The organism is Amphiplicatus metriothermophilus, from assembly GCF_900199215.1.
Lineage (GTDB): Bacteria > Pseudomonadota > Alphaproteobacteria > Caulobacterales > Parvularculaceae > Amphiplicatus > Amphiplicatus metriothermophilus.
Genome location: NZ_FZQA01000001.1, coordinates 361,538 through 380,032 on the forward strand (window position 1 = coordinate 361,538; position 18,495 = coordinate 380,032).

General features: G+C 68.3%; 22 protein-coding genes. 16 read left to right on the plus strand and 6 right to left on the minus strand.

The genetic code is table 11. The features are described from left to right. Positions 1 to 4: 4 nt before the first annotated feature. The 3 genes from CHB64_RS01805 to CHB64_RS01815 all read right to left on the minus strand — a co-directional run bounded on the left by CHB64_RS01805 (position 5) and on the right by CHB64_RS01815 (position 3,188). Positions 5 to 520 carry an invasion associated locus B family protein gene (locus CHB64_RS01805; protein ID WP_159462371.1) on the minus strand — a complete coding sequence of 172 codons (516 nt, stop codon included), beginning with the start codon at positions 518 to 520 and terminating at the stop codon, positions 5 to 7. 130 nt (positions 521 to 650) lie between these two features. Then, positions 651 to 1,700, minus strand: a complete 1,050-nt coding sequence (locus tag CHB64_RS01810) for a PEP-CTERM sorting domain-containing protein (protein WP_089410868.1) — start codon at positions 1,698 to 1,700, stop codon at positions 651 to 653. Positions 1,701 to 1,829: 129 nt separating this feature from the next. Continuing rightward, positions 1,830 to 3,188, minus strand: a complete 1,359-nt coding sequence (locus tag CHB64_RS01815) for a metal-dependent hydrolase family protein (RefSeq protein WP_089410869.1) — start codon at positions 3,186 to 3,188, stop codon at positions 1,830 to 1,832. A 134-nt stretch (positions 3,189 to 3,322) separates the two neighbouring features. On the opposite strand from CHB64_RS01815, the gene CHB64_RS01820 reads away from it, so the two are divergent. The 3 genes from CHB64_RS01820 to CHB64_RS01830 all read left to right on the plus strand — a co-directional run bounded on the left by CHB64_RS01820 (position 3,323) and on the right by CHB64_RS01830 (position 4,928). Beyond that, a complete protein-coding gene (locus tag CHB64_RS01820; RefSeq protein WP_089410870.1) occupies positions 3,323 to 3,571 on the plus strand; it encodes a DUF3297 family protein in 249 nt (82 codons plus the stop codon). 77 nt (positions 3,572 to 3,648) lie between these two features. After that, on the plus strand, positions 3,649 to 3,888 hold the full coding sequence (locus CHB64_RS01825) for a hypothetical protein (RefSeq protein ID WP_089410871.1): 240 nt from the start codon (positions 3,649 to 3,651) through the stop codon (positions 3,886 to 3,888). A 74-nt stretch (positions 3,889 to 3,962) separates the two neighbouring features. Next, entirely contained in the window at positions 3,963 to 4,928 is a 966-nt protein-coding gene (locus tag CHB64_RS01830; protein WP_089410872.1) for a 2OG-Fe(II) oxygenase, read from the plus strand. A 17-nt stretch (positions 4,929 to 4,945) separates the two neighbouring features. On the opposite strand, the gene CHB64_RS01835 is transcribed toward CHB64_RS01830, so the two are convergent. Continuing rightward, positions 4,946 to 5,878, minus strand: coding sequence for an aspartyl protease family protein (locus tag CHB64_RS01835; protein WP_089410873.1), 933 nt, complete (start codon positions 5,876 to 5,878; stop codon positions 4,946 to 4,948). A 335-nt stretch (positions 5,879 to 6,213) separates the two neighbouring features. Between CHB64_RS01835 and CHB64_RS15190 the strand changes: the two genes are divergently transcribed. The 4 genes from CHB64_RS15190 (at position 6,214) to rplT (ending at position 8,587) form a co-directional block, all read left to right on the plus strand. Next, positions 6,214 to 6,759, plus strand: coding sequence for a hypothetical protein (locus tag CHB64_RS15190; RefSeq protein WP_159462372.1), 546 nt, complete (start codon positions 6,214 to 6,216; stop codon positions 6,757 to 6,759). A gap of 102 nt (positions 6,760 to 6,861) precedes the next feature. After that, on the plus strand, positions 6,862 to 7,662 hold the full coding sequence (locus tag CHB64_RS01850; protein ID WP_089410875.1) for a transporter: 801 nt from the start codon (positions 6,862 to 6,864) through the stop codon (positions 7,660 to 7,662). A gap of 357 nt (positions 7,663 to 8,019) precedes the next feature. Further along, complete coding sequence (gene rpmI, locus CHB64_RS01855) at positions 8,020 to 8,220, plus strand: 50S ribosomal protein L35 (RefSeq protein ID WP_089410876.1); 201 nt, start codon at positions 8,020 to 8,022, stop codon at positions 8,218 to 8,220. A 10-nt stretch (positions 8,221 to 8,230) separates the two neighbouring features. Continuing rightward, positions 8,231 to 8,587 carry a 50S ribosomal protein L20 gene (gene rplT, locus CHB64_RS01860; protein WP_089410877.1) on the plus strand — a complete coding sequence of 119 codons (357 nt, stop codon included), beginning with the start codon at positions 8,231 to 8,233 and terminating at the stop codon, positions 8,585 to 8,587. Between the two features lie 150 nt (positions 8,588 to 8,737). On the opposite strand, the gene CHB64_RS01865 is transcribed toward rplT, so the two are convergent. Then, a complete protein-coding gene (locus tag CHB64_RS01865; protein ID WP_159462373.1) occupies positions 8,738 to 9,244 on the minus strand; it encodes a type III secretion system chaperone family protein in 507 nt (168 codons plus the stop codon). A 186-nt stretch (positions 9,245 to 9,430) separates the two neighbouring features. Between CHB64_RS01865 and sdhC the strand changes: the two genes are divergently transcribed. The 9 genes from sdhC to CHB64_RS01910 all read left to right on the plus strand — a co-directional run bounded on the left by sdhC (position 9,431) and on the right by CHB64_RS01910 (position 17,421). Beyond that, positions 9,431 to 9,835, plus strand: a complete 405-nt coding sequence (gene sdhC / locus CHB64_RS01870) for a succinate dehydrogenase, cytochrome b556 subunit (protein ID WP_089410879.1) — start codon at positions 9,431 to 9,433, stop codon at positions 9,833 to 9,835. Further along, a complete protein-coding gene (gene sdhD / locus CHB64_RS01875; protein WP_089410880.1) occupies positions 9,835 to 10,170 on the plus strand; it encodes a succinate dehydrogenase, hydrophobic membrane anchor protein in 336 nt (111 codons plus the stop codon). The genes sdhC and sdhD overlap by 1 nt, the downstream gene beginning before the upstream one ends. A 20-nt stretch (positions 10,171 to 10,190) precedes the next feature. Beyond that, a complete protein-coding gene (gene sdhA / locus CHB64_RS01880; protein WP_089410881.1) occupies positions 10,191 to 11,978 on the plus strand; it encodes a succinate dehydrogenase flavoprotein subunit in 1,788 nt (595 codons plus the stop codon). Positions 11,979 to 12,329: 351 nt separating this feature from the next. Next, complete coding sequence (locus CHB64_RS01885) at positions 12,330 to 12,560, plus strand: hypothetical protein (protein WP_089410882.1); 231 nt, start codon at positions 12,330 to 12,332, stop codon at positions 12,558 to 12,560. Between the two features lie 80 nt (positions 12,561 to 12,640). Beyond that, complete coding sequence (locus CHB64_RS01890; RefSeq protein ID WP_089410883.1) at positions 12,641 to 13,501, plus strand: aldose epimerase family protein; 861 nt, start codon at positions 12,641 to 12,643, stop codon at positions 13,499 to 13,501. A 60-nt stretch (positions 13,502 to 13,561) separates the two neighbouring features. Beyond that, complete coding sequence (locus tag CHB64_RS01895; RefSeq protein ID WP_089410884.1) at positions 13,562 to 14,395, plus strand: crotonase/enoyl-CoA hydratase family protein; 834 nt, start codon at positions 13,562 to 13,564, stop codon at positions 14,393 to 14,395. A gap of 63 nt (positions 14,396 to 14,458) precedes the next feature. Then, a complete protein-coding gene (locus tag CHB64_RS01900; protein WP_089410885.1) occupies positions 14,459 to 15,397 on the plus strand; it encodes an FkbM family methyltransferase in 939 nt (312 codons plus the stop codon). Further along, on the plus strand, positions 15,378 to 16,457 hold the full coding sequence (locus CHB64_RS01905) for a phospholipase D-like domain-containing protein (protein WP_159462374.1): 1,080 nt from the start codon (positions 15,378 to 15,380) through the stop codon (positions 16,455 to 16,457). Before CHB64_RS01900 ends, CHB64_RS01905 begins: the two co-directional genes overlap by 20 nt. Before the next feature lie 127 nt (positions 16,458 to 16,584). Further along, complete coding sequence (locus CHB64_RS01910; protein ID WP_089411434.1) at positions 16,585 to 17,421, plus strand: succinate dehydrogenase iron-sulfur subunit; 837 nt, start codon at positions 16,585 to 16,587, stop codon at positions 17,419 to 17,421. 25 nt (positions 17,422 to 17,446) lie between these two features. On the opposite strand, the gene CHB64_RS01915 is transcribed toward CHB64_RS01910, so the two are convergent. Then, on the minus strand, positions 17,447 to 18,421 hold the full coding sequence (locus CHB64_RS01915; RefSeq protein WP_089410887.1) for a glycosyltransferase family 2 protein: 975 nt from the start codon (positions 18,419 to 18,421) through the stop codon (positions 17,447 to 17,449). Between the last annotated feature and the right edge of the window lie 74 nt (positions 18,422 to 18,495).

The window sequence follows — 18,495 nt, forward strand, 5'->3', positions numbered from 1 at the left end:
CCGGTCAGTCCTTCGCGCCATCCTTCGCCCTGAGATGGGCGAGGGCGGCGGCGAGGCCGTCGACAGGCACGTCGACCGCCGCCGGGCGGATCTCCCGTCCGTAGACGAAGAAGCTCACGCGGAAATGTTCCTGCTGATTGAGCGCCGCGGCCTGCTCGGCGGTGAGGTTCGCCGCCGCCCGGCAGCCGTCCGGGTAGCAGACCTCGGGCTGCAGCGCGATCGGCTCGCCCAGCGCCGCCGAACTCAGGCGCAGGCCGGGCTTGAGCGCCACGCCGAGCGGGAAGGTCAACACGGCGGTCGGCGCCTCGGCGCCGGGAATGAAATAGAAAGCCGCGGTCAACGCGAGCTGCTCGCTCTCGGCGTCCATGAGATTGACATAGGCCAGACAGGGCGCGTTCGCCTCGCACTGGATCTTCCAGGCGCCGAACAATGGTCCGTCCGCTGAAGAGCCATCCTGCGCCGCGGCGAAGGACGCCGCCCCGGCGCCGGCGAGACCGACGAAGAGACTGCGAAACATCATACGCATGGGATCATACTCTCGTTCCAGCATTGGCGCCGCAAGGGATCGTTCCGGTCCGGCATGGCGAGAGCGCCCCTTTCCGAGGAGAGGGGCGCGCCCGCGCGGCGCGGTTCATTCTGCGCCGATCCGCTCAGCCGCGCGCCGTCGCAGCGGCGGCCTGACGCCGGCGGCGGCGCATAAGGCCCGCCCCGCCGAGAAGCGCCGTCAGGAACATCGGCAGCGCGGCCGGCACGGGAATCTCGCCCGGCGGGGGAACGATGACTTCTCCGCCGACGCCCGCAAAACCGAAGATGAAGGTGTTGCACTGGAAACCGCCGGCCGTGAAGGCGCCGGTTCCATCAGCGTCGATGTCGCACTGGCCCAGCGAGAACAGCTCAGCCGCGACCGCGCCGAGCGCGGCGAGCGCCGCCGCTTCCGTCAGCGAAGCCCCGTAGAAGATGTCGAAGCTGAAGCTCTCGCCCGCCGCCAGCGCGCCGAAGCCGAAGTCGAAATTCGACCCGTGATCAGACGGTCCGAAATCCACGAAATCGCCCGTTGCGCCAAGATCGCTCCGAAAGGCGAAAGGATTCGAATCCACGAAACCGTTATTGATCGCCGAGAGCACGGACGGCGTGGTGGCGACGCCCGCATGGGTGACGAATTCGGAGAAGGTCGTCGGCTCCACGTCCCAATCGAAGGTGCGCGTGTAGCGCAGATCGGTTATGTCGACGCCCGAGATGTTCTCGATCGTCACCGTGACGCGGTAAAGGTCGGAGGTTTCCGCCGCCGGCGCGAAATGATGCGTGATGCGCAACTCGCCCGTCGTCAGCTCGACCACGGACGTGGCCGTCACCCCGTCCGAGACGAACGAAACGGGCGTCAGATTGGCCGCGCCGCCAAAGTTGTTGTTCGCCGAGCCGAACACCCCGGTTTCGCCGATGCCGACGCCCCAGCCTTCGCACAGGCAGCCATGGGAGGTCGATTCATTGCCGGTCGGCAGATAGCGCAGGCCGACGACGGAGGTGCCCGTCACAGGCGACGGGTCGCCGAGGACCGACGTCGGATTGAGCTGGCCGAAATCGTCAACCCCGAGCTGGATCGTGCCGTTCGAGATGATTGCAGCGGCGTGCGCCGAAACCGCGGCGGCGAGCACGCAGGCCGCGACGGCCGCCCCGGCGGCCAGCCGATACAGGATGCGCATAAACTCCCCCTTCCCGGGAAGGCGTCAGCGCCGGAATCGGCGCGCTTTCCCCACGCGTTCCCTCAAAGTAACGAAACGTTAAGCCTTTCGGCGCCCGCTCACAAGCGCTTTTTTCAGGGAAGCGGCTTTTTAATCAGTCGCTTGGGCGGCCTGGGGCGCGGCGGTTTTATATACGACGCCTTCCTTCATCACGAAATCGACGTCTTCGAGCTCGCGGATGTCTGCGAGCGGATCGCCGTCGACGGCGATGAGATCGCCCAGCTTGCCCGGCTCCAAGGTCCCCAGCATGTCCGCCTTGCCGAGATTGTCCGCGCCGTTGACCGTGGCGGCGACGATCGCCTCCATCGGGGTCATGCCGGCTTCGACGAGAAGGGCGAACTCGCGGGCGTTCTCGCCGTGCCTCGACACGCCCGAATCGGTGCCGAAGGCGATCTTCACCCCGCCCCGGTGCGCGCGCCGGGCCATGTCGAGCATCCGCGGGCCGACTTCGGCGGCTTTGGCGCGCTGCGGCGGCAACAGATGCGACTCCGGATCGGCGGCCCATTCGGCGACCGTGACGCCGGCGAGGACTGTCGGCACCAGATAGGCGCCCGTGCGGCGGAACAGGCGGATCGATTCGTCGTCGAGATAGGTGCCGTGCTCGATCGAATCGACGCCGGCCCTGAGCGCGGCGTTGATCCCGTCAACGCCATGGGCGTGGGCCGTCGCCTTGCGCGCCATCATATGCGCGGTCTCGACGACCGCCCTCAGCTCGTCCTCGAAGAACTGTTGGTCGAGCCCGGCGGCGGTGTTGGACAAAACCCCCGCGGTCGCGGTGAGCTTGATGTGGTCGGCGCCCCGGCGCACCTGCTCGCGCACCGCCTTGCGGCATTCGGCGACGCCGTCGCACACGCCGGAGGAATGCAGGATCTCGGCGACGTCGTCGCGATAGCCCTGCGTGCCGTCGCCATGCCCGCCGGTGACCGAAATGGTGTCGCCCGAGGCGAAGATTCGCGGGCCGACGACGTCGCCCCGCTCGATCCCGTCGCGCAGCGCGAAAATGGCGTCGCCGCCGCGGGCGCCGACGTCGCGCACGGTCGTGAAGCCGGCCTCGAGCGTCTTTCTTGCGAAGCCGGCGGCGAGGATGGCGCGGTCGGGGTCGGAGAGCTCGACTGTCTGCAGACGGCCTTTCGGGTTGTTTTCGTTCGTCAGATGCACATGCCCGTCGATGAGGCCCGGCAGGACGAAATAATCCTTGAGGTCGTAGACGCGCGTCGCGTCGTCAGGCTCCGCGCCGGCGCCCGCCGCGTCCACATAGCCGTCCATCACCGCCGCGACCTTGCCGTCGCGGATGACGACGGACTGTTCGCTCGCCGGCGCGCGGCCGGGAACCGCGAGCAGCCGCCCGGCGTGCACGATGACGATGTCGGCGGCCGTCGCCGCGCCGGCTGCGAAGGCTCCGCCCGTGAAAACCGCCGCGGCGATGAAACGCATGAACCTGTTTCGCATGGGCTTCGCCCCTCCCTTTGTTCTTGAGATGATCGACCGGCGGGCGCGCATGTTTTCAGAATTGACCCGCGCGCACAATCTCGTTGAAACGGGCGCGCCGAACCGCGCCTGCGAATGTGAAGAGGATCGCCGCGATGACCGACGCCCCGCCCGACCGCCTGAGCGTCAATCCGAAAAGCCCCTATTACGACGAGGACGTGCTGCGCCGCGACGTGGGGGTGCGCTTCAACGGCCAGGAGAAGACCAATGTGGAGGAGTATTGCGTCTCGGAAGGCTGGATAAAGGTCGCCGTCGGCAAGACCCTCGACCGCAAGGGAAACCCGCTGACCCTGAAGCTCAAGGGAAAGGTCGAGCCCTATTTCCGCCAGCCCGCCGAAAAGTAACAACAATGCCCCTGATGCGCGCGAGATTTCGTCAATGACCGCGCGCGCAGGATGCGCCGCAGCGATGGAGGGCCCGCATGTCCCGGCTGTTCCTGATATCGGCAGGCCTTATGTTCGCCGGCGCCGCGGCGGGCTGCGCCGCGCTCGGCGCGGCGGGGAACGTCGTCGAGGGCGCCGTCGGCGCGACCGGCGACATGATCGAAGGGGCGGCGGACGCCGCGACCGAGAGCGACGAAGAGCGCATGAAGAAGGACTGGAAGCGCGCGAAAAAGAACCGGAAGCAGGCTGAAGAAGCGCGCGAGGCGGAACGATCCTGAATCGCAAGAACCGGGCTGCGCGGCCCCGGCGCGCCCCGCTAAAGGGCGCAGGCAAGCCGTTTTCGAGGTTCGCCATGACCGCCGCGCCCGTTCTGCGTCTCGCCGCCGATCCCTATCCGGACGACGACGCCCGCTGGGCCGCCTGTCTGGCGCGCGATGCGCGCGCGGAAGGGGCGTTCTGGGTCTGCGTCGCGACGACCGGAGTCTACTGCCGCCCGACCTGCGCCGGCCGGCCGCTGCGCAAGAACGTGACGTTCGTCCGCGCGCGCCGCGAGGCCGAGCGTGCCGGCTACCGGCCGTGCAAGCGCTGCCGGCCGGAGCGCCATGTCGCGGGGCCGGTCTCGCATCGCATCGCCGACGTCGACTGGGCGCGCGTCGAGGCGGGGCTCGACGTCGAAGGCTGGGCGGGTCTCGGCGCGCTCCTCAGCAAAGCCGAATGCCGCATGCTGATCGAAGCCTATGACGACGAAGCGCGTTATCGCAGCCGCGTCGTCATGGCGCGGCATGGCTTTGGGCGCGGCGAATATCGCTACTACGCCGATCCCGCGCCCGAGCCGATCGCCGGCCTGCGCGCGCAGCTTTACCCCCGCCTCGCCGCGATCGCGGAGAAATGGGCCGAAGCGGCCGGCGCGCCGCGGCGCTATCCGCGCGATCACGAAGCCTATCGACGCGCATGCGCGGCGAAAGGCCAGACCCGCCCGACTCCCCTGATCCTGAAATACGGACCCGGGGGCCATAATCGTCTGCATCAGGATCTTTACGGCGAGGAGGTCTTCCCGATCCAGGTCGTGGTTCTTTTATCGGAGCCCGGCCGGGATTTCGAAGGCGGCGCCTTCGTGCTGACCGAGCAGCGCCCGCGAATGCAGACCCGCGTCGAGGTCGTCCCCTTGCGCCGCGGCGAGGCCGTCGCCTTCGCCGTGAACGACCGCCCCGTCGCCGGAAAGCGCGGGGTTCATCGCGCGCGGATGCGCCACGGCGTCGCGAGCGTGACCGCCGGCGCGCGTTACGCGCTGGGGATCATCTTTCACGACGCGGGCTGAGGAAGGCCCGCGGGCGCTCACCGGATTTCCGGCCCGATCATCATCCGCCTGCGCCGGAAATCGACGGCGAAGCCGCGATTCGCAACCATGTCGGCGCCGAACAGGCCGAACGGCTCGCTTTGCACGCCCATCTCCTCGAAGATCGGCGCGTCGTGCACGATGAGAATGACGGTCGACCACCGCGCCCGGCCGGCGCGGAAGCCGCGCGCGCGCACGGCGAAGGCCGTCTCTTCCTCGTCGAAGGCGTCGATAACCTGACTGCGCGTGCGCGCCGCTTCCGCATCCAGATTGATCACGGGCCAGCGGCGCTGGATCATGCGGCGATAGGCGTAGCTGTTGACGACCGTGCCGGACGCGCCGAGATCGAGCAGAAACCGCGTCTTCACGTTCGCGACGGTCGCCTCGAGCAGATAAAGCGGCCGCGGCGTCTGCCCAAACGTATGGCCGCTCAGCGCCACCGCGCGCCATTCCGCCGGATAGTCGATCTCGGCGTCGGGCGGATAGAAATGCAGCATCCCTTCTTCGGCGTCGAAAAAGAGCGTGTAGCGCGCAAGGAGGTCGAGCCCGAGAACGCCTTGGGGCGAGTCGCGGTCGACCACCCAGTCGCCCAGCACCACCGTCTCGTGGTCGTCGAGCCTGATCGCCTCGCTCAGCACGATGTCGCCGGCCAGATAAGGCGGAAACTCGCGCCCCTGCGAAAGGCCGAACACGGTGCGCAGCGGCCCGCCCGTCGGCTGCATGTTCTGACGCAGGGCGAGATTTTCGAAGACCAGCGTGTCGGTCGCGCCGGTGTCGATGATGAAATCGAACGGCCCCTCGCCGTTCACCATGGCGCTGACCGTGAACCAGCCCCCATAGGCGATCCGGTAAGGCAGGCTGGCGACAGGCGCCGCAGCGGCGGCGAGCGCCGGCCAGACCAGCATGACGACGGCGAGCGCGATCGCGCGCATGGGCCCTCCCTGAAATCCCGCCCTGTCGTTCCGAGCCGTCCGGCGTGCGACACGCCCCCTTGCGCAAGTCTAACCCGCGCCGCCCGGACGGGACGAGTCCTCTCGCCGCTCGGGCGCCTTCACTTCGCCGATAGCGCGCGGTTTTCCCGGCGGGCGGCGGCGCCCCTGCAGACCCGCCATTCTCCACAGCCGCCGCCGCTCTCCTTCGCGCCTGCAAAAGATTTTTTTCCGGCGCCGATGGAATAGGGCGGCGGCTCATCCGTTTCCGTTTTGACATTTGTGCAAGGCGGGGTGGGCATCCTGCCATCCAGCCTGTCAGCGTAGAGGAGGCGCGAATGACTCGACGGTGGAAAGACATGTTGCTGGCGGCGACGGGCGCGGCCGCGCTCGCCCTCGCCGGCGCCGCGATGGCGCAGGATTCGGATCCCGACGAAGGCGAGGAAGAGGGAGCCGAAAACCACGACGGCGGCGCGCCGGCCGACGTGGAGGAAGCCGCCGCCGGCGCGGCCGTCTCAGAAGCCGCCCGCCAGCTCGGCGAGCTCGATCCCGACGAAGTGGAGGGACCCGGGCTTTCCAGCGAAGCGCGCAAGCTGCGCGGCATAGCCGAATCGAACCTGCCGGCTGAAGCGCTCGACAATCGCGCCGCGGCCGCGGATCGCCCCGACTTGCCGGACCTTCCGGCCGAGGCGGCGATCGATCGCCCTGAGGGGCGGCCTGAAACGGCGGTCCCGGATCGTCCTGACATGGCCGCGCCGGAACGGCCTGACCGTGTGGAGCGCCCTGACGTGGCGGAGCGGCCGGAACGCCCGGAACGTCCCGAGCGGGTTGAGCGCCCGGACCGGCCCGATCGTCCGGACAGACCCGACCGGCCGAACGGCTGAGCGGTCGGCGCGATTAATCCGCGCTCATGGTCAATCGCGCCGTAAGGCGCGGGCCCGATATCGGCCCGCGCCGCATCAGGAGCAGCGAAAGAGGGGCATGAAATGAAACGCAAGACGCATTTCAAGATGGCGGCGGGCGCAGCGGGCGTCCTCGCTTTGGGTGCGCCGGCGGCCATGGCGCAAAGCGGCTGGAATGAGTTCAGCCTGGCCACAGGATTCGAGTATACGACCGGCGACTACGGCGCCGACGTCGACACCGACATTCTCTACGTTCCTGTAACGGCGATATTCGAGACCGCGCGGTTCCAGCTCAAGGCCACGGTTCCCTATCTCCGGATCGAGGGGCCCGGGGCCGTGATCGGCGGCCCGGAGGGCGGCGGCGTCATCATCGGCCCCGGCGGGCCTGGCGTGACCACACAGAGCGGGCTCGGCGACGTCATCGTCTCGGCGACGTATAATCTTTACCCCCGGTCGGGCGGCGCCCTGCCCTATGTCGAGCTGACCGCGAAAGCGAAACTGCCGACCGCCGACGAAGATCGCGGCCTCGGCACGGGCAAGACCGACGTCACCGTGCAGGCCGACATCTTCAGATCCTTCGGGCCGCTGACGCCTTTCGCCATGGTCGGCTACCGCTTCCGCGGCGACCCGGAAGGCTTCGATCTCGAAAACTCGTTCCTGGCGTCGGGCGGTGCGGTGCTCAAGATGAGCGACCGCTTCAGCGTCGGCGGCGTGTTCGATTATCGCGAGGCGGCGACCGTGTTTTCCGAGGATTCCCGGGAGATCTCGCCCTTCATCGCGTTCAAACCGGCTGAAAACGTGACCGTGAACGCCTATGGCGTGTTCGGCCTGAGCGACGGCAGCCCTGATACGGGCGGGGGCCTTCAGATCAGAAAGGCTTTCTGAGGCGGCGAGCGCGCTTGCGCCGGACCGGCCGGTCGGCGATGCTGTTCGCCGACCGGCGGATCCCGCCGGGCAAGTCAATCAGGAGGGATCATTCATGCTGCATATCGTCCGCCGCCTGCCGCCGCCCGTGCAAAAAGCCCTCTGGGTCGCGTCGATCGCCGCCCTCGCCGTCGGCGCTTTCCTGCTTTTCGGCCGATAGGTCGGGTTCTCGCCGCGCGACGCAGGCGAATCCGCCTTGCGCGGCGCGGCGCTTTCGCTATAACGCCCGCTTTCCGAACCGGCCGCCGGGCCTTCAGGCATGCCTTGGCCGCCGAAGAACGCGCGCGTCCTGCGGACGCATCACTGAAGGAACGCGAAATGCCGAAGCTGAAAACCAAGTCGAGCGCGAAAAAGCGCTTCAAGATGACCGCCACCGGCAAGGTGAAGGCCGGCGTCGCCGGCAAGCGCCACAACATGATCAAGCGCACGCCCAAGCAGATCCGCCAGAACCGCGGCACGGATCTGCTGTCCGACGCGGACGCGAAGATCGTCAAGAAATACATGCCGTACGACCGGTAGGAGGCTCATCATGTCCCGCATCAAAAGAGGCGTGACCGCCCGCGCCCGTCACAAGAAGGTTCTGAAACAGGCGAAAGGCTATTACGGCCGGCGCAAGAACACGTTCCGCGTCGCCAATCAGGCGGTGGAGAAGGCCGGCCAGTACGCCTATCGCGACCGCCGCCAGCGCAAGCGCACGTTCCGCGCGCTGTGGATCCAGCGCATCAACGCCGGCGCGCGCGAGCTCGGCCTGACCTATGCGCGGCTGATCGACGGGCTGAACAAGGCCGGCGTCGAAGTCGACCGCAAGGTGCTCGCCGATCTCGCCGTGCGCGAGCCCGCCGCCTTCAAGGCGCTCGCGGAAAAGGCGAAGGCCGCGCTGGCCTGATCCGGCCGGCGCGTCGCGGCGCGCTGATCAGCCTCGCATCTTCTTGACATGCCGTCGCTGCAGCGACGGCATGTCGGCTTATGCTCCGACGAAGCGAAGACCGGCGGCGCGTCGCTTTTCGAAGCCGAGGCGCCGCAGCCGGCCCGCCCGTCAGGACACCCCGTGGCCGGCGCGGAAATTGTCGATGAAGGCGGCGATGACGTCGGCCCAGCGTCCGATGCTGAGCGCCAGATGCTCGGCGGTCACCCCGCCGGCGAGATCGATCACGTAATCGACCCCGACCTGGTCGCGCCCCTCGATGATGTAGGCGCGGCCGAACACCTGGCGTTCGTTGAAGGCGTTGATGACCTCGTAATCCTTCGCGGTCGCCGCGCGCCCGAGATCGAAATTGGCGAAGAACAGAAGATTCTCGCAGGCCGGCGGCGCGCCGGCGCAGTCGAGCGCGCGCACCCAGAAGATGATGTCGCCGGCGCTGCCGCGCGCCACCGGCGCGCCGGTCGCCGCGTCCCGGGTCATGGCCGGCGACAGGCCGGCCTCGGCGAGCGCGGCCTCAAGCTCCTCGGCGGTCACCGCGCTCGTCGTCTGCGCGCCCGCCGCGCCCGCGCCGATCAGCCAGGCCGCCCCGGCCGCAGCGAAGAAATTCATGATCCGATTCATGCCCCGCGCCCCTTTTGCTTTTCGCAAATACTGCGACATCTTCCCGCGCGAAGGCAATCGCATAGACGCCCCCGCGGCGCGCGCCGGATCGCCCGCGGCCTGCGCCGCTTGCGCGCGTTGACTTCAAGCCGACCACGCCTATTGTCAGCGCCGGGATGTGCTAACGCCTTCAAAGAAGGGACCTTTATGGCTGACGGGACGCGCGCCGCCCGGCCCCTTTCCCCGCATCTGCAGATCTGGCGCTGGACGGTCACCATGGCCGCCTCCATCACCCATCGCGCGACCGGACTGGCGCTTTCCGCCGGCGCGGCGCTGCTTTCGGCCTGGCTCGTCGCCGCCGCGCTGGGGCCCCAGGCCTATGCGCCGGTCGCCGCGTTCGTCGACTCGCCGTTCGGCCTCGTCGTTCTCGCCGGCTTCTGCTGGTCTTTGACGTTCCACGCCCTCAACGGCCTGCGGCACCTCTATTGGGATGCGGGCCGGGGCTTCGCGTTGAAACACGCGACGATGACGGCCTGGCTCGTCTATATCGGCTCGATCATCCTTACCGTGATCGTTTTCGCCGCCGGCCTCGCCGCGAAGGGAGGGGCGTGATGGCGCATAAGGGAACCTCGACCTTCATCGCCCAGCGCGCGAGCGCGGTCGTCCTGTTGCCGCTCGCGGTCTGGCTCGCCTGGAGCCTCGCCGCTCATGCCGGCGATTCCTACGAAGAGATCCGCGCCTGGCTCGGCGCGCCCGTAAACGCCGTTCTGATGGCCGGGTTCGTCCTCGCAGCCGCCTTCCATATGCGCATCGGGCTCGGCGAGGTCATCGACGACTATATCCATTCGGGCCTGCGCGGGCTTTGCCATGCCGCGAACTGGCTTTTCTCCGCCGCCGTCGGCCTCGCCGCCCTTTACGCCGCCTGGCGTCTCGCCTTCGCCGGATAACGACAGGTTCGGATCGCCCCATGCCGCAAGCATACGAAATCGTCGATCACTTCTATGACGTCGTCGTCGTCGGCGCCGGCGGCGCGGGACTGCGCGCCACGCTCGGCGCGGCCCAGGCCGGGCTCAAGACCGCCTGCGTGACCAAGGTCTTCCCCACCCGATCGCACACGGTCGCCGCCCAGGGCGGGATCTCCGCCGCGCTCGGCAATATGGGCGAGGACGACTGGCGCTGGCACATGTACGACACCGTCAAGGGCTCCGACTGGCTCGGCGATCAGGACGCGATCGAATATCTGTGCCGCAACGCGCCGGCGGCCGTGTACGAGCTGGAGCACTGGGGCGTGCCCTTCTCGCGCACCGAGGAAGGCAAGATCTACCAGCGCGCCTTCGGCGGCATGACGCGCAATTTCGGCGAAGGCCCGGTGCAGCGCACCTGCGCGGCCGCCGACCGCACCGGCCACGCCATCCTGCACACGCTCTACGGCCAGGCGGTGAAGAACGACGCCAAGTTCTTCATCGAGTATTTCGCGCTCGATCTTCTGATGTCCGAGGACGGAGAATGCCGCGGCCTGATGGCGTGGAATCTCGAGGACGGGACGATCCATCGCTTCAACGCGCGCATGACCATCCTCGCCACCGGCGGCTATGGGCGGGTCTATTTCTCCTGCACTTCGGCGCACACCTGCACCGGCGACGGCAACGCCATGGTGCTGCGCGCCGGGCTTCCCCTGCAGGACATGGAGTTCGTGCAGTTCCACCCGACCGGCATCTACGGCGCGGGCGTGCTCATCACCGAAGGAGCGCGCGGGGAAGGCGGGTATCTCACCAACTCGGAAGGCGAGCGGTTCATGGAGCGCTACGCGCCCTCGGCCAAGGATCTCGCCTCGCGCGACGTCGTCAGCCGCGCCATGACCATCGAGATCCGCGAGGGCCGCGGCGTCGGTCCGAACAAGGATCATATCCATCTGCATCTCGACCACCTCGACCCCAAAATTCTCGCCGAGCGCCTGCCCGGCATTTCGGAGTCGGCCAAGATCTTCGCCGGCGTCGACGTCACGAAAGAGCCGATCCCGGTTCTGCCGACCGTGCATTACAACATGGGCGGCATACCGACGAATTATCACGGCGAGGTCGTCACCAAGCGCGGCGAGGACGCCGAAGTCGTCGCGCCCGGCCTGATGGCGATCGGCGAGGCGGCCTGCGTGTCCGTGCACGGCGCGAACCGGCTCGGCTCGAACTCGCTCATCGACCTCGTCGTCTTCGGCCGCGCCGCAGGCCTGCGCTGCGGCGAGATCCTCAAGCCCGGCGCGCCCGCCCGCGAGCCGGAAAAGGGCGCCGGCGAGGAAGCCCTCGCGCGCCTCGACCGCTTCCGCCACGCGAAGGGCGCGACGCCGACCGCCGCCCTGCGCTTCGAGATGCAGAAGGTCATGCAGTCGAACTGCGCGGTGTTCCGCACCGGCGAGGTGCTCGAAGAAGGCCGCCGGCTCATCCGGGCGGTCTATGAGCGCCTGCCCGACATCCGCGTCAGCGACCGCTCGCTGATCTGGAACACCGACCTCGTCGAGACGCTCGAATTCGACAACATGATCGCGCAGGCGATGACGACGATGGAATCGGCCGCGAACCGCGCCGAAAGCCGCGGCGCGCACGCCCGCGAGGACTTCCCCGACCGCGACGACGCCAACTGGATGAAGCACACCCTCGCCTGGTTCTCAAACGGCAAGGTCGCCCTCGACTACCGGCCCGTGCACGATTTCACGCTCACGGACGAGATTGCGTATATCGAGCCCAAGAAGCGGGTGTATTGAGAGGCGCCGGCGCGACTGGCTCAGCCGCAGCTCTCCAAAGTGCGTTGCGCCTGCTTCGATCGCAACTTTTAAGCAACTGCGCCCCCGCTCATTCCGGCGAATGCCGGAATCCAGCGAAACGGAACGGTCGGGCTTGGCCCGAGAATATAGCCGTTGCGGGATCCCGAGTTTCGTCTGGGAAGCGGGATTTCGACGATTCCCTTCCATCCATCCCGTTTCCCCTCATGGCTGACGCCCGGCTTAATCTTTCGTTAGGTTAACGGAACCGGCCGGGTCTGGCCCGGGCGATGCAATGTCCGCTCAAGGAAAGACGTCTGGGGGGAGCGGAGAAACCAGCGGACGGAGCGCGTCATGGCGACCGCAGGAAACACAAACGCTCTATACGTCGATCGCACCCCCGCCGCGGGGTCCTTTAACCTTTACGAACGCCGCCGGCTGCGGACCGCCCTGCGCCGGCGCCTGGAGGAGCGCATCGTCGAGCACCGCCGCGCGGCCCGGCGGGCGCGGGCGCGGGGCGAGGCCGAACGCGCCCTCGCCCTTGAAGCCGCGGCCGCGCGCCTCGCCGCGCTGATGCGAGACTGAAAGCCGCGCGCGACGGCGCCGTCGCCCTTGCTCATGGCCGCGCGATCGCAGACGCTGTCCCGTCGCCCGCTCGCAGGACCATGACCGTCGCGCTTCGCCATGACCGCTTCAGCGCCGAAATCGCGCCCGAGGCCGGCGCGGCGCTGCTTTCCTTCTCCGTAGGCGGACGGCGCGCGCTGCGCCCGGCCGCCTCGCCCCAAGATGCGGCGCGCGACCCGCGCGCGGCGGCGTGCTTCGCCTGCGTTCCCTGGTTCGGGCGGCTGTTCGGCGGACTCGACGTCGCCGGCAGGCGCGTCGCCCTCGCCCCGACCCTGCCGGCCTGCGACCCGGTCAACCCGCTGCATGGCGAGGGCTGGACGCGCCCCTGGGCGATCGCCGCGCGGGCGCCGGACCGCCTGCTGTGCCGGCTCAGGAGCGACGGCGCCGGACCGGGGCGCTTTCCCTTTCCTTACGAAGCCTCGCAGGAGATCGCGCTCGACGCCCAGGGTCTTTCGATCGTCCTTGTCCTGACGAATGCCGGCGCCGGGCCCATGCCGGCCGGGCTCGGCCTGCATCCCTATTTTCCGCGCCGAACCGACACGCGCCTTTCCTTCGCCGCAGACGGCCTGTGGACCCCGCATGAGGCGGGCGGCGGCGCCGAAACGCCGGTTCCGGGCGGGCTTGATTTCGCGCGCGGCGCGCCCCTGCCCGAGCGCGGCGTCGATCATTCCTTTATCGGCTTTTCCGGCGAGGCCTTGATCGAAACGGACGGGCTGGCGCTGCGCCTGAAGAGCGACGCGCCCATCCTTCATCTTTATGCGCCCCCGGGCGCGGATTTCTTCTGCCTCGAACCCGTCACCCACCGGCCCGGCGCGTTCGGCGCCGACATCCTCCCGCCCGGCGCGCGGACGCGCCTTTCCATGCGCCTGTCGCCGGTTCCTCGCGACAAGGGCTGCGCCTGACGCTGGCGGCGGCGCGGCCAAGAGCTATGCTGCCCCAAGCCGCAACGGCCGGAGCGCGCCATGACATATGAATGCTTCACCCTCGAGATCGCCGATCGCATCGCCCATATCCGGTTCAACCGACCCGAGAAGGCAAATTCGATGATCCCCGCCTTCTGGCGCGAGCTGCCCGAGGCCGTGCGCGACATCTCCGACAACGCCCGCGCCCGCGTGATCGTCATTTCCTCCGAGGGCAAACATTTCACCGCCGGCATGGACATCTCCGTCTTCATGCAGGGCGGGCTCGCGCGCGGGGACAATCGCGAGATCGACGCCGAGGCTTTCCGCCACAAGATCGCGGCCCTGCAGGAGACGTTCTCAGCCCTCGAAGACGCGCGCATGCCGGTGCTCGCCGCGGTGCAGGGCGGGGCGATCGGCGCCGGCGTCGATCTCGTCACGGCGTGCGACTGCCGTTACGCCTCGGCCGACGCTTTCTTCTGCGTGCAGGAGACCGCGATCGGGATGACGGCCGACGTCGGCGCCTTCCCGCGTCTGGCGAAGATCATTCCCGAAGGCTGGGCGCGGCAGATGGCCTACGCCGCCGAGCGCGTGCCGGCCGACAAGGCGAAAGAGATCGGCCTCGTCAACGCGGTGTTCGACACGCCCGAGGCTTTGCTCGACGGCGTCATGGAGATCGCCGGCCGCATCGCCGCCCATTCCCCGCTCGCCGTCGCGGGCTGCAAGGCGATGTTCAACTACGCCCGCGACCATTCCACCGCCAGCGCCCTCGACTACGTGGCGGTGTGGAACGCGGGGATGCTGCGCGCGGAAGACATCCGCGAGGCCTATCTCGCGCGCAGCGAAAAGCGCGCGCCGCGCTTCGACGATCTCAAGCCCGTGTCGCGAACTCCGTAACGCCCCTTGACCGGGGCGGAAAACCCGCCTTCCCTCCCGCCAGGCAGGGGCGGAAACAGGGACATGAATTTCCGCGAGATTCTGAGCGCGGCGCCGGAAAATTTCGTGCTGCGCATCGTCGACGCCGGCGCGGCGGGCGGGCTTGACGCGCGCTGGCGCCCCCTCCGGCCGGTCGTCGCCGGCATGCTGTTCGACCCGCGCGAGAAAGCCGTCGTCGGAACGCCGGGCGCGCCGGGGCGCGATTGCGTCCATCCCTCGCTGCTCGGGCGCGCCGAAGGCGAGGCGACGCTTTACTTCACCGAGCTCGGGGCGATGTCCTCGACCCTGAAGCCCAATCAGACGCTGCTCGACCGCTTCCGCAAGAAGCGCCGCCATGGGCGCGTCGCGGCAGAAGAGACATTCCGCGTCGAGCCGCTCGACGCCGTCGCCGCCCGCCATGATTTTTATCCGGACATTCTGAAGGCGGACGTTCAGGGCGGCGAGCTCGCCGTGCTCGAAGGCGCTCAGGCCTGTCTCGAACGCGCCGCGATTGTGGCGGAGATCGAGGTTTCGTTCCTCGAACGCTACGAAGGCCAGCCCCGCTTTTGCGCCGTCGAGTCTTTTCTGGACCGTTTCGGCTTCGAGCTCATAGACCTCGTCCGGCTCAAGCGGTATCGCCACGAGAACAGCGCCGGGCTCGGCAATCTCAGCCTCGGGCGCGGCCAGCGCGCCGGGCGCGTCGCCTATGGCGACGCGATCTTTCTTTTGCGCGAGGAGGTCGCGGCGCGGCGCGCCGAGGCGATGGACGCGCCGGCGCGCGCCGCCTTCGCGCTCAAGGCCGTTCTCGCGCTTCTCGCCTATGGCAAGGCCGACATGGCCGCGCGCTGGTTCGATCTTCGCCGCGACGCTTTCGACGCGCCGCTCGCCGGCGCGATCGCGCGGACCCTGCGCCGGATCGGCCGGCGGCGTTACGGGGCGGGCCATCTTCATCACCTGTTCGACTATGCCGCCCGAAAACTTTAATCTGTCCCCCGACGCCGAAGGCGACGGCTGGGCGCTTTATTTCGGCGGGCCGGACATGGCGCCGCGGCGGCTGCGCGATATTCTCGAGGCCTATGTCGGGTCCCAGCCCGCGGGGGCGGCGATCGACTGGCTCGCCTATTACTTCCGCGACCGGGCGCTCGCCCGCGCGCTCGGCGCGGCGACGGCGCGCGGCGTCGTCGTCCGCGTGCTGATCGAAGGCCGGCCCCGCCGCCGCGACGCCAACGAGGCCGCCGCGCGGCTGCTCGCCGAAGAGATCGGCGAAGGCCTGCGCCGCCGCGCGGGCGCTGGCGCGCCGATCGGGGCGCTGCGCGGGCGTCTTCATGCGAAGCTCTACGCCTTCTCCCATCCCCGGCCTTGCGTTTTCATCGGCTCGTTCAACCCGTCGGGCGACGCGCCCGAGGCGCGCCCCGACATCGTCGACGAGATCGGCGACCAGGACCGGGGCCATAACCTTTTGCTGCGCATCGACGAGCCGGCGCTGGTCGAAGGACTCGTCCGCCATGCGCGCGCGCTGTGGGCCGAAGGCGGCGCGCGTCCCTTGCGCCGCTTCTCGCCGGAACAGAACGCGCCGCTGCGCGGGCGCGTCGGCGACATTTATTTCTATCCGCGTCTTCGGCCGGGCGTCGCCGGCAAGGCGCTGGCCGGCGACGCCGCGGCGGAAGCATGGGGCGCGATCTCGCATATGAAGGGCGGCTTCGCGCGCCGGCTCGAAGCCTTCGCGCGGGCCGGCGGGCGGGCGCGGCTGCTCGTGCACGATACTGAGCGGCGCGTGCCGGCAGCGTCGATCGAGCGCCTGAGAAAGGCGGGCGCGGAGATCGCCCGCTACGCGCGCGCCGACCGCCTGCCCATGCATGCGAAGTTCCTGCTCATCCGCCGGGGGCCGGAGAAGACCGCCTTTCTCGGCAGCCTCAATTACAACCGCAATTCGCTGTGGCTCAATGACGAGATCCTGCTTGCGAGCCGCGACCCCCGCCTGTTCGACGCGCTCGCCGCCCGCTTCGAGGCGATGGCCGGCGAGGCCGCCATGCCGGCGCCGTGAGGCGCAGTTTGACGCCTTTCATTCGACCGGGGCGCTGATATAGTCCCCCGCGAGCCGGGGCGCGCCGCAAGCGTTTGATCCCGTGTCCCTTTCGGGCCCGCCCATCGCCGCCATCGCGAACGAAACCATGGTCCAGCTGACGCTTCCGAAGAACTCGAAAATCACCGGCAAGGGACGGGTCTACAAGGCCGCCCGCGCGAAAGAGGGCGGCGCGAAGATCCGCCGTTTCAAGGTCTATCGCTACGACCCGGACAGCGACGAGAACCCGCGCGTCGACATCTATGAAGTCGACGTCTCGGACGTGTCGATGGTGCTCGACGCGCTCATCAAGATCAAGAACGAGACCGATTCGACGCTCGCCTTCCGCCGCTCCTGCCGGGAGGGGGTGTGCGGGTCCTGTGCGATGAACATCAACGGGTCGAACACCCTCGCCTGCACCAAGGCGATGGACGACTGCGGATCCGGCGACGTCGCGATCTATCCCCTGCCGCACATGCCGGTCGTGAAGGACCTCGTCACGGATCTCTCGAAGTTCTACGAGCAGCACGCCTATATCGAGCCGTTCCTTCAGGCGAAGACGGCCGAGCCCGAAAAGGAATGGCGCCAGTCGCGCGAGGATCGCGAAAAGCTCGACGGGCTTTACGAATGCATTCTGTGCGCGTGCTGCTCGACCTCATGCCCGTCCTACTGGTGGAACGGCGACAAGGACGATCCCGATCATGAATATCTCGGCCCGGCGGCGCTTTTGCAGGCCTACCGCTGGCTCGTGGACAGCCGCGACCAGTTGACCAACGAGCGCCTCGACCGGCTGGAGGACGAATTCAAGCTCTATCGGTGCCATACCATCATGAACTGCGCGCAGGTCTGTCCCAAGGGGCTCAACCCCGCCAGGGCGATCGCCGAGATCAAGCGCATGATGGTGAACCGGCCGGCTTCGGGTCAGACCCGTCAGGCGTCGGAATAAACGTCAGGGAAATACCGCCCGCTTCTCACCGCGCGAAGCGACGCGCGGCGAGCCGGCGCGCGCGCGCAAGACCGCCCGCGCCGGCGCGCGCCGCAAAGCCGAGATAGGCGAAGGCGCGCCCAAAGGCGCGGCCCATCGTCTGAAGCGCGAAGGCCGCCCATAGCGAGGCCCCGACGAAAGTCAGAAATCCTGGCGGATAGGGATCGGCGAAATGCGCTTGGAAATAGCGCAACATGCTCGCGGTCTTGCGCATCTCGATGCGCACGGGGCTCGCCCGGCTCGAACTCTTGAAATGGGTGACGCCGACATGAGGATCGAACCAGACCCCGCCGCCGGCGCGCGCGAAGCGCAGGCAGAAGTCGACGTCCTCCACATGCAGGAAATAACGCTCGTCCATGCCGCCGACGGCGAGGTAATCCTCCCGCGGAAGGAAAAAGCACGCGCCGGAGATGACAGGCAAGCGCCGCAGCTCTTTCGGGCAGGGCTCGCCATGCAGGTTGAAGCGCCGGAAATAGGGATGGCGCGGCGCGATCGCATAAAGCTTCGTCGCCTCGACGAAAGCCCGCCAGGGCGTCAAGGTCGCGCGACGCGAACCCTGCTGTTCGGTCCCGTCGGGATCGACGATCTTGCAGCCCAGAAGCCAGGGCCGTTCAAGTTTCGCCGCGTCGGCGAGAAGGCGCGCCGCGCCCCCCGAAGGCAGACACGCATCCGGATTGAGAAAGAGCAGATACGCCCCCTTCGCCCGGCGCGCGCCGAGATTGCAGCCCGCCGCGAAGCCGACATTGCCGTGGCCGGAGACGATCTCGACCGGCGCGCCTTCAGGCGTGGCCGCCGCCGCCGCGCGGACCGCGCCGTCCCAGTTGCCGTTGTCGACGACGATGATCTCGCCGATCTCGGGCTGCGCCTTGAGCGAGGCGAGGGCGCGTGCGAGGAGCGGCCCGGTGTAGTAAGTGACCACGATCGCGCTGATCGGCGACCGCGCCGGACTAACCTCGCTCATTCCCCGATCCCGTCCTTATCATTTTTTATGTCTGTTTGTTACTTGTTAAGCCAAGCCTCCGCCCGGCTCAAGCC

Excerpts from the sequence above, each read along its gene's own strand:
- CHB64_RS01805 (WP_159462371.1), bottom strand. The coding sequence starts at position 520 with ATGATGTTTCGCAGTCTCTTCGTCGGTCTCGCCGGCGCCGGGGCGGCG.
- CHB64_RS01810 (WP_089410868.1), bottom strand. The coding sequence starts at position 1,700 with ATGCGCATCCTGTATCGGCTGGCCGCCGGGGCGGCCGTCGCGGCCTGC.
- CHB64_RS01815 (WP_089410869.1), bottom strand. The coding sequence starts at position 3,188 with ATGCGAAACAGGTTCATGCGTTTCATCGCCGCGGCGGTTTTCACGGGC.
- CHB64_RS01820 (WP_089410870.1), top strand. The coding sequence starts at position 3,323 with ATGACCGACGCCCCGCCCGACCGCCTGAGCGTCAATCCGAAAAGCCCC.
- CHB64_RS01825 (WP_089410871.1), top strand. The coding sequence starts at position 3,649 with ATGTCCCGGCTGTTCCTGATATCGGCAGGCCTTATGTTCGCCGGCGCC.
- CHB64_RS01830 (WP_089410872.1), top strand. The coding sequence starts at position 3,963 with ATGACCGCCGCGCCCGTTCTGCGTCTCGCCGCCGATCCCTATCCGGAC.
- CHB64_RS01835 (WP_089410873.1), bottom strand. The coding sequence starts at position 5,878 with ATGCGCGCGATCGCGCTCGCCGTCGTCATGCTGGTCTGGCCGGCGCTC.
- CHB64_RS15190 (WP_159462372.1), top strand. The coding sequence starts at position 6,214 with ATGACTCGACGGTGGAAAGACATGTTGCTGGCGGCGACGGGCGCGGCC.
- CHB64_RS01850 (WP_089410875.1), top strand. The coding sequence starts at position 6,862 with ATGAAACGCAAGACGCATTTCAAGATGGCGGCGGGCGCAGCGGGCGTC.
- rpmI (WP_089410876.1), top strand. The coding sequence starts at position 8,020 with ATGCCGAAGCTGAAAACCAAGTCGAGCGCGAAAAAGCGCTTCAAGATG.
- rplT (WP_089410877.1), top strand. The coding sequence starts at position 8,231 with ATGTCCCGCATCAAAAGAGGCGTGACCGCCCGCGCCCGTCACAAGAAG.
- CHB64_RS01865 (WP_159462373.1), bottom strand. The coding sequence starts at position 9,244 with ATGAATCGGATCATGAATTTCTTCGCTGCGGCCGGGGCGGCCTGGCTG.
- sdhC (WP_089410879.1), top strand. The coding sequence starts at position 9,431 with ATGGCTGACGGGACGCGCGCCGCCCGGCCCCTTTCCCCGCATCTGCAG.
- sdhD (WP_089410880.1), top strand. The coding sequence starts at position 9,835 with ATGGCGCATAAGGGAACCTCGACCTTCATCGCCCAGCGCGCGAGCGCG.
- sdhA (WP_089410881.1), top strand. The coding sequence starts at position 10,191 with ATGCCGCAAGCATACGAAATCGTCGATCACTTCTATGACGTCGTCGTC.
- CHB64_RS01885 (WP_089410882.1), top strand. The coding sequence starts at position 12,330 with ATGGCGACCGCAGGAAACACAAACGCTCTATACGTCGATCGCACCCCC.
- CHB64_RS01890 (WP_089410883.1), top strand. The coding sequence starts at position 12,641 with ATGACCGTCGCGCTTCGCCATGACCGCTTCAGCGCCGAAATCGCGCCC.
- CHB64_RS01895 (WP_089410884.1), top strand. The coding sequence starts at position 13,562 with ATGACATATGAATGCTTCACCCTCGAGATCGCCGATCGCATCGCCCAT.
- CHB64_RS01900 (WP_089410885.1), top strand. The coding sequence starts at position 14,459 with ATGAATTTCCGCGAGATTCTGAGCGCGGCGCCGGAAAATTTCGTGCTG.
- CHB64_RS01905 (WP_159462374.1), top strand. The coding sequence starts at position 15,378 with ATGCCGCCCGAAAACTTTAATCTGTCCCCCGACGCCGAAGGCGACGGC.
- CHB64_RS01910 (WP_089411434.1), top strand. The coding sequence starts at position 16,585 with ATGGTCCAGCTGACGCTTCCGAAGAACTCGAAAATCACCGGCAAGGGA.
- CHB64_RS01915 (WP_089410887.1), bottom strand. The coding sequence starts at position 18,421 with ATGAGCGAGGTTAGTCCGGCGCGGTCGCCGATCAGCGCGATCGTGGTC.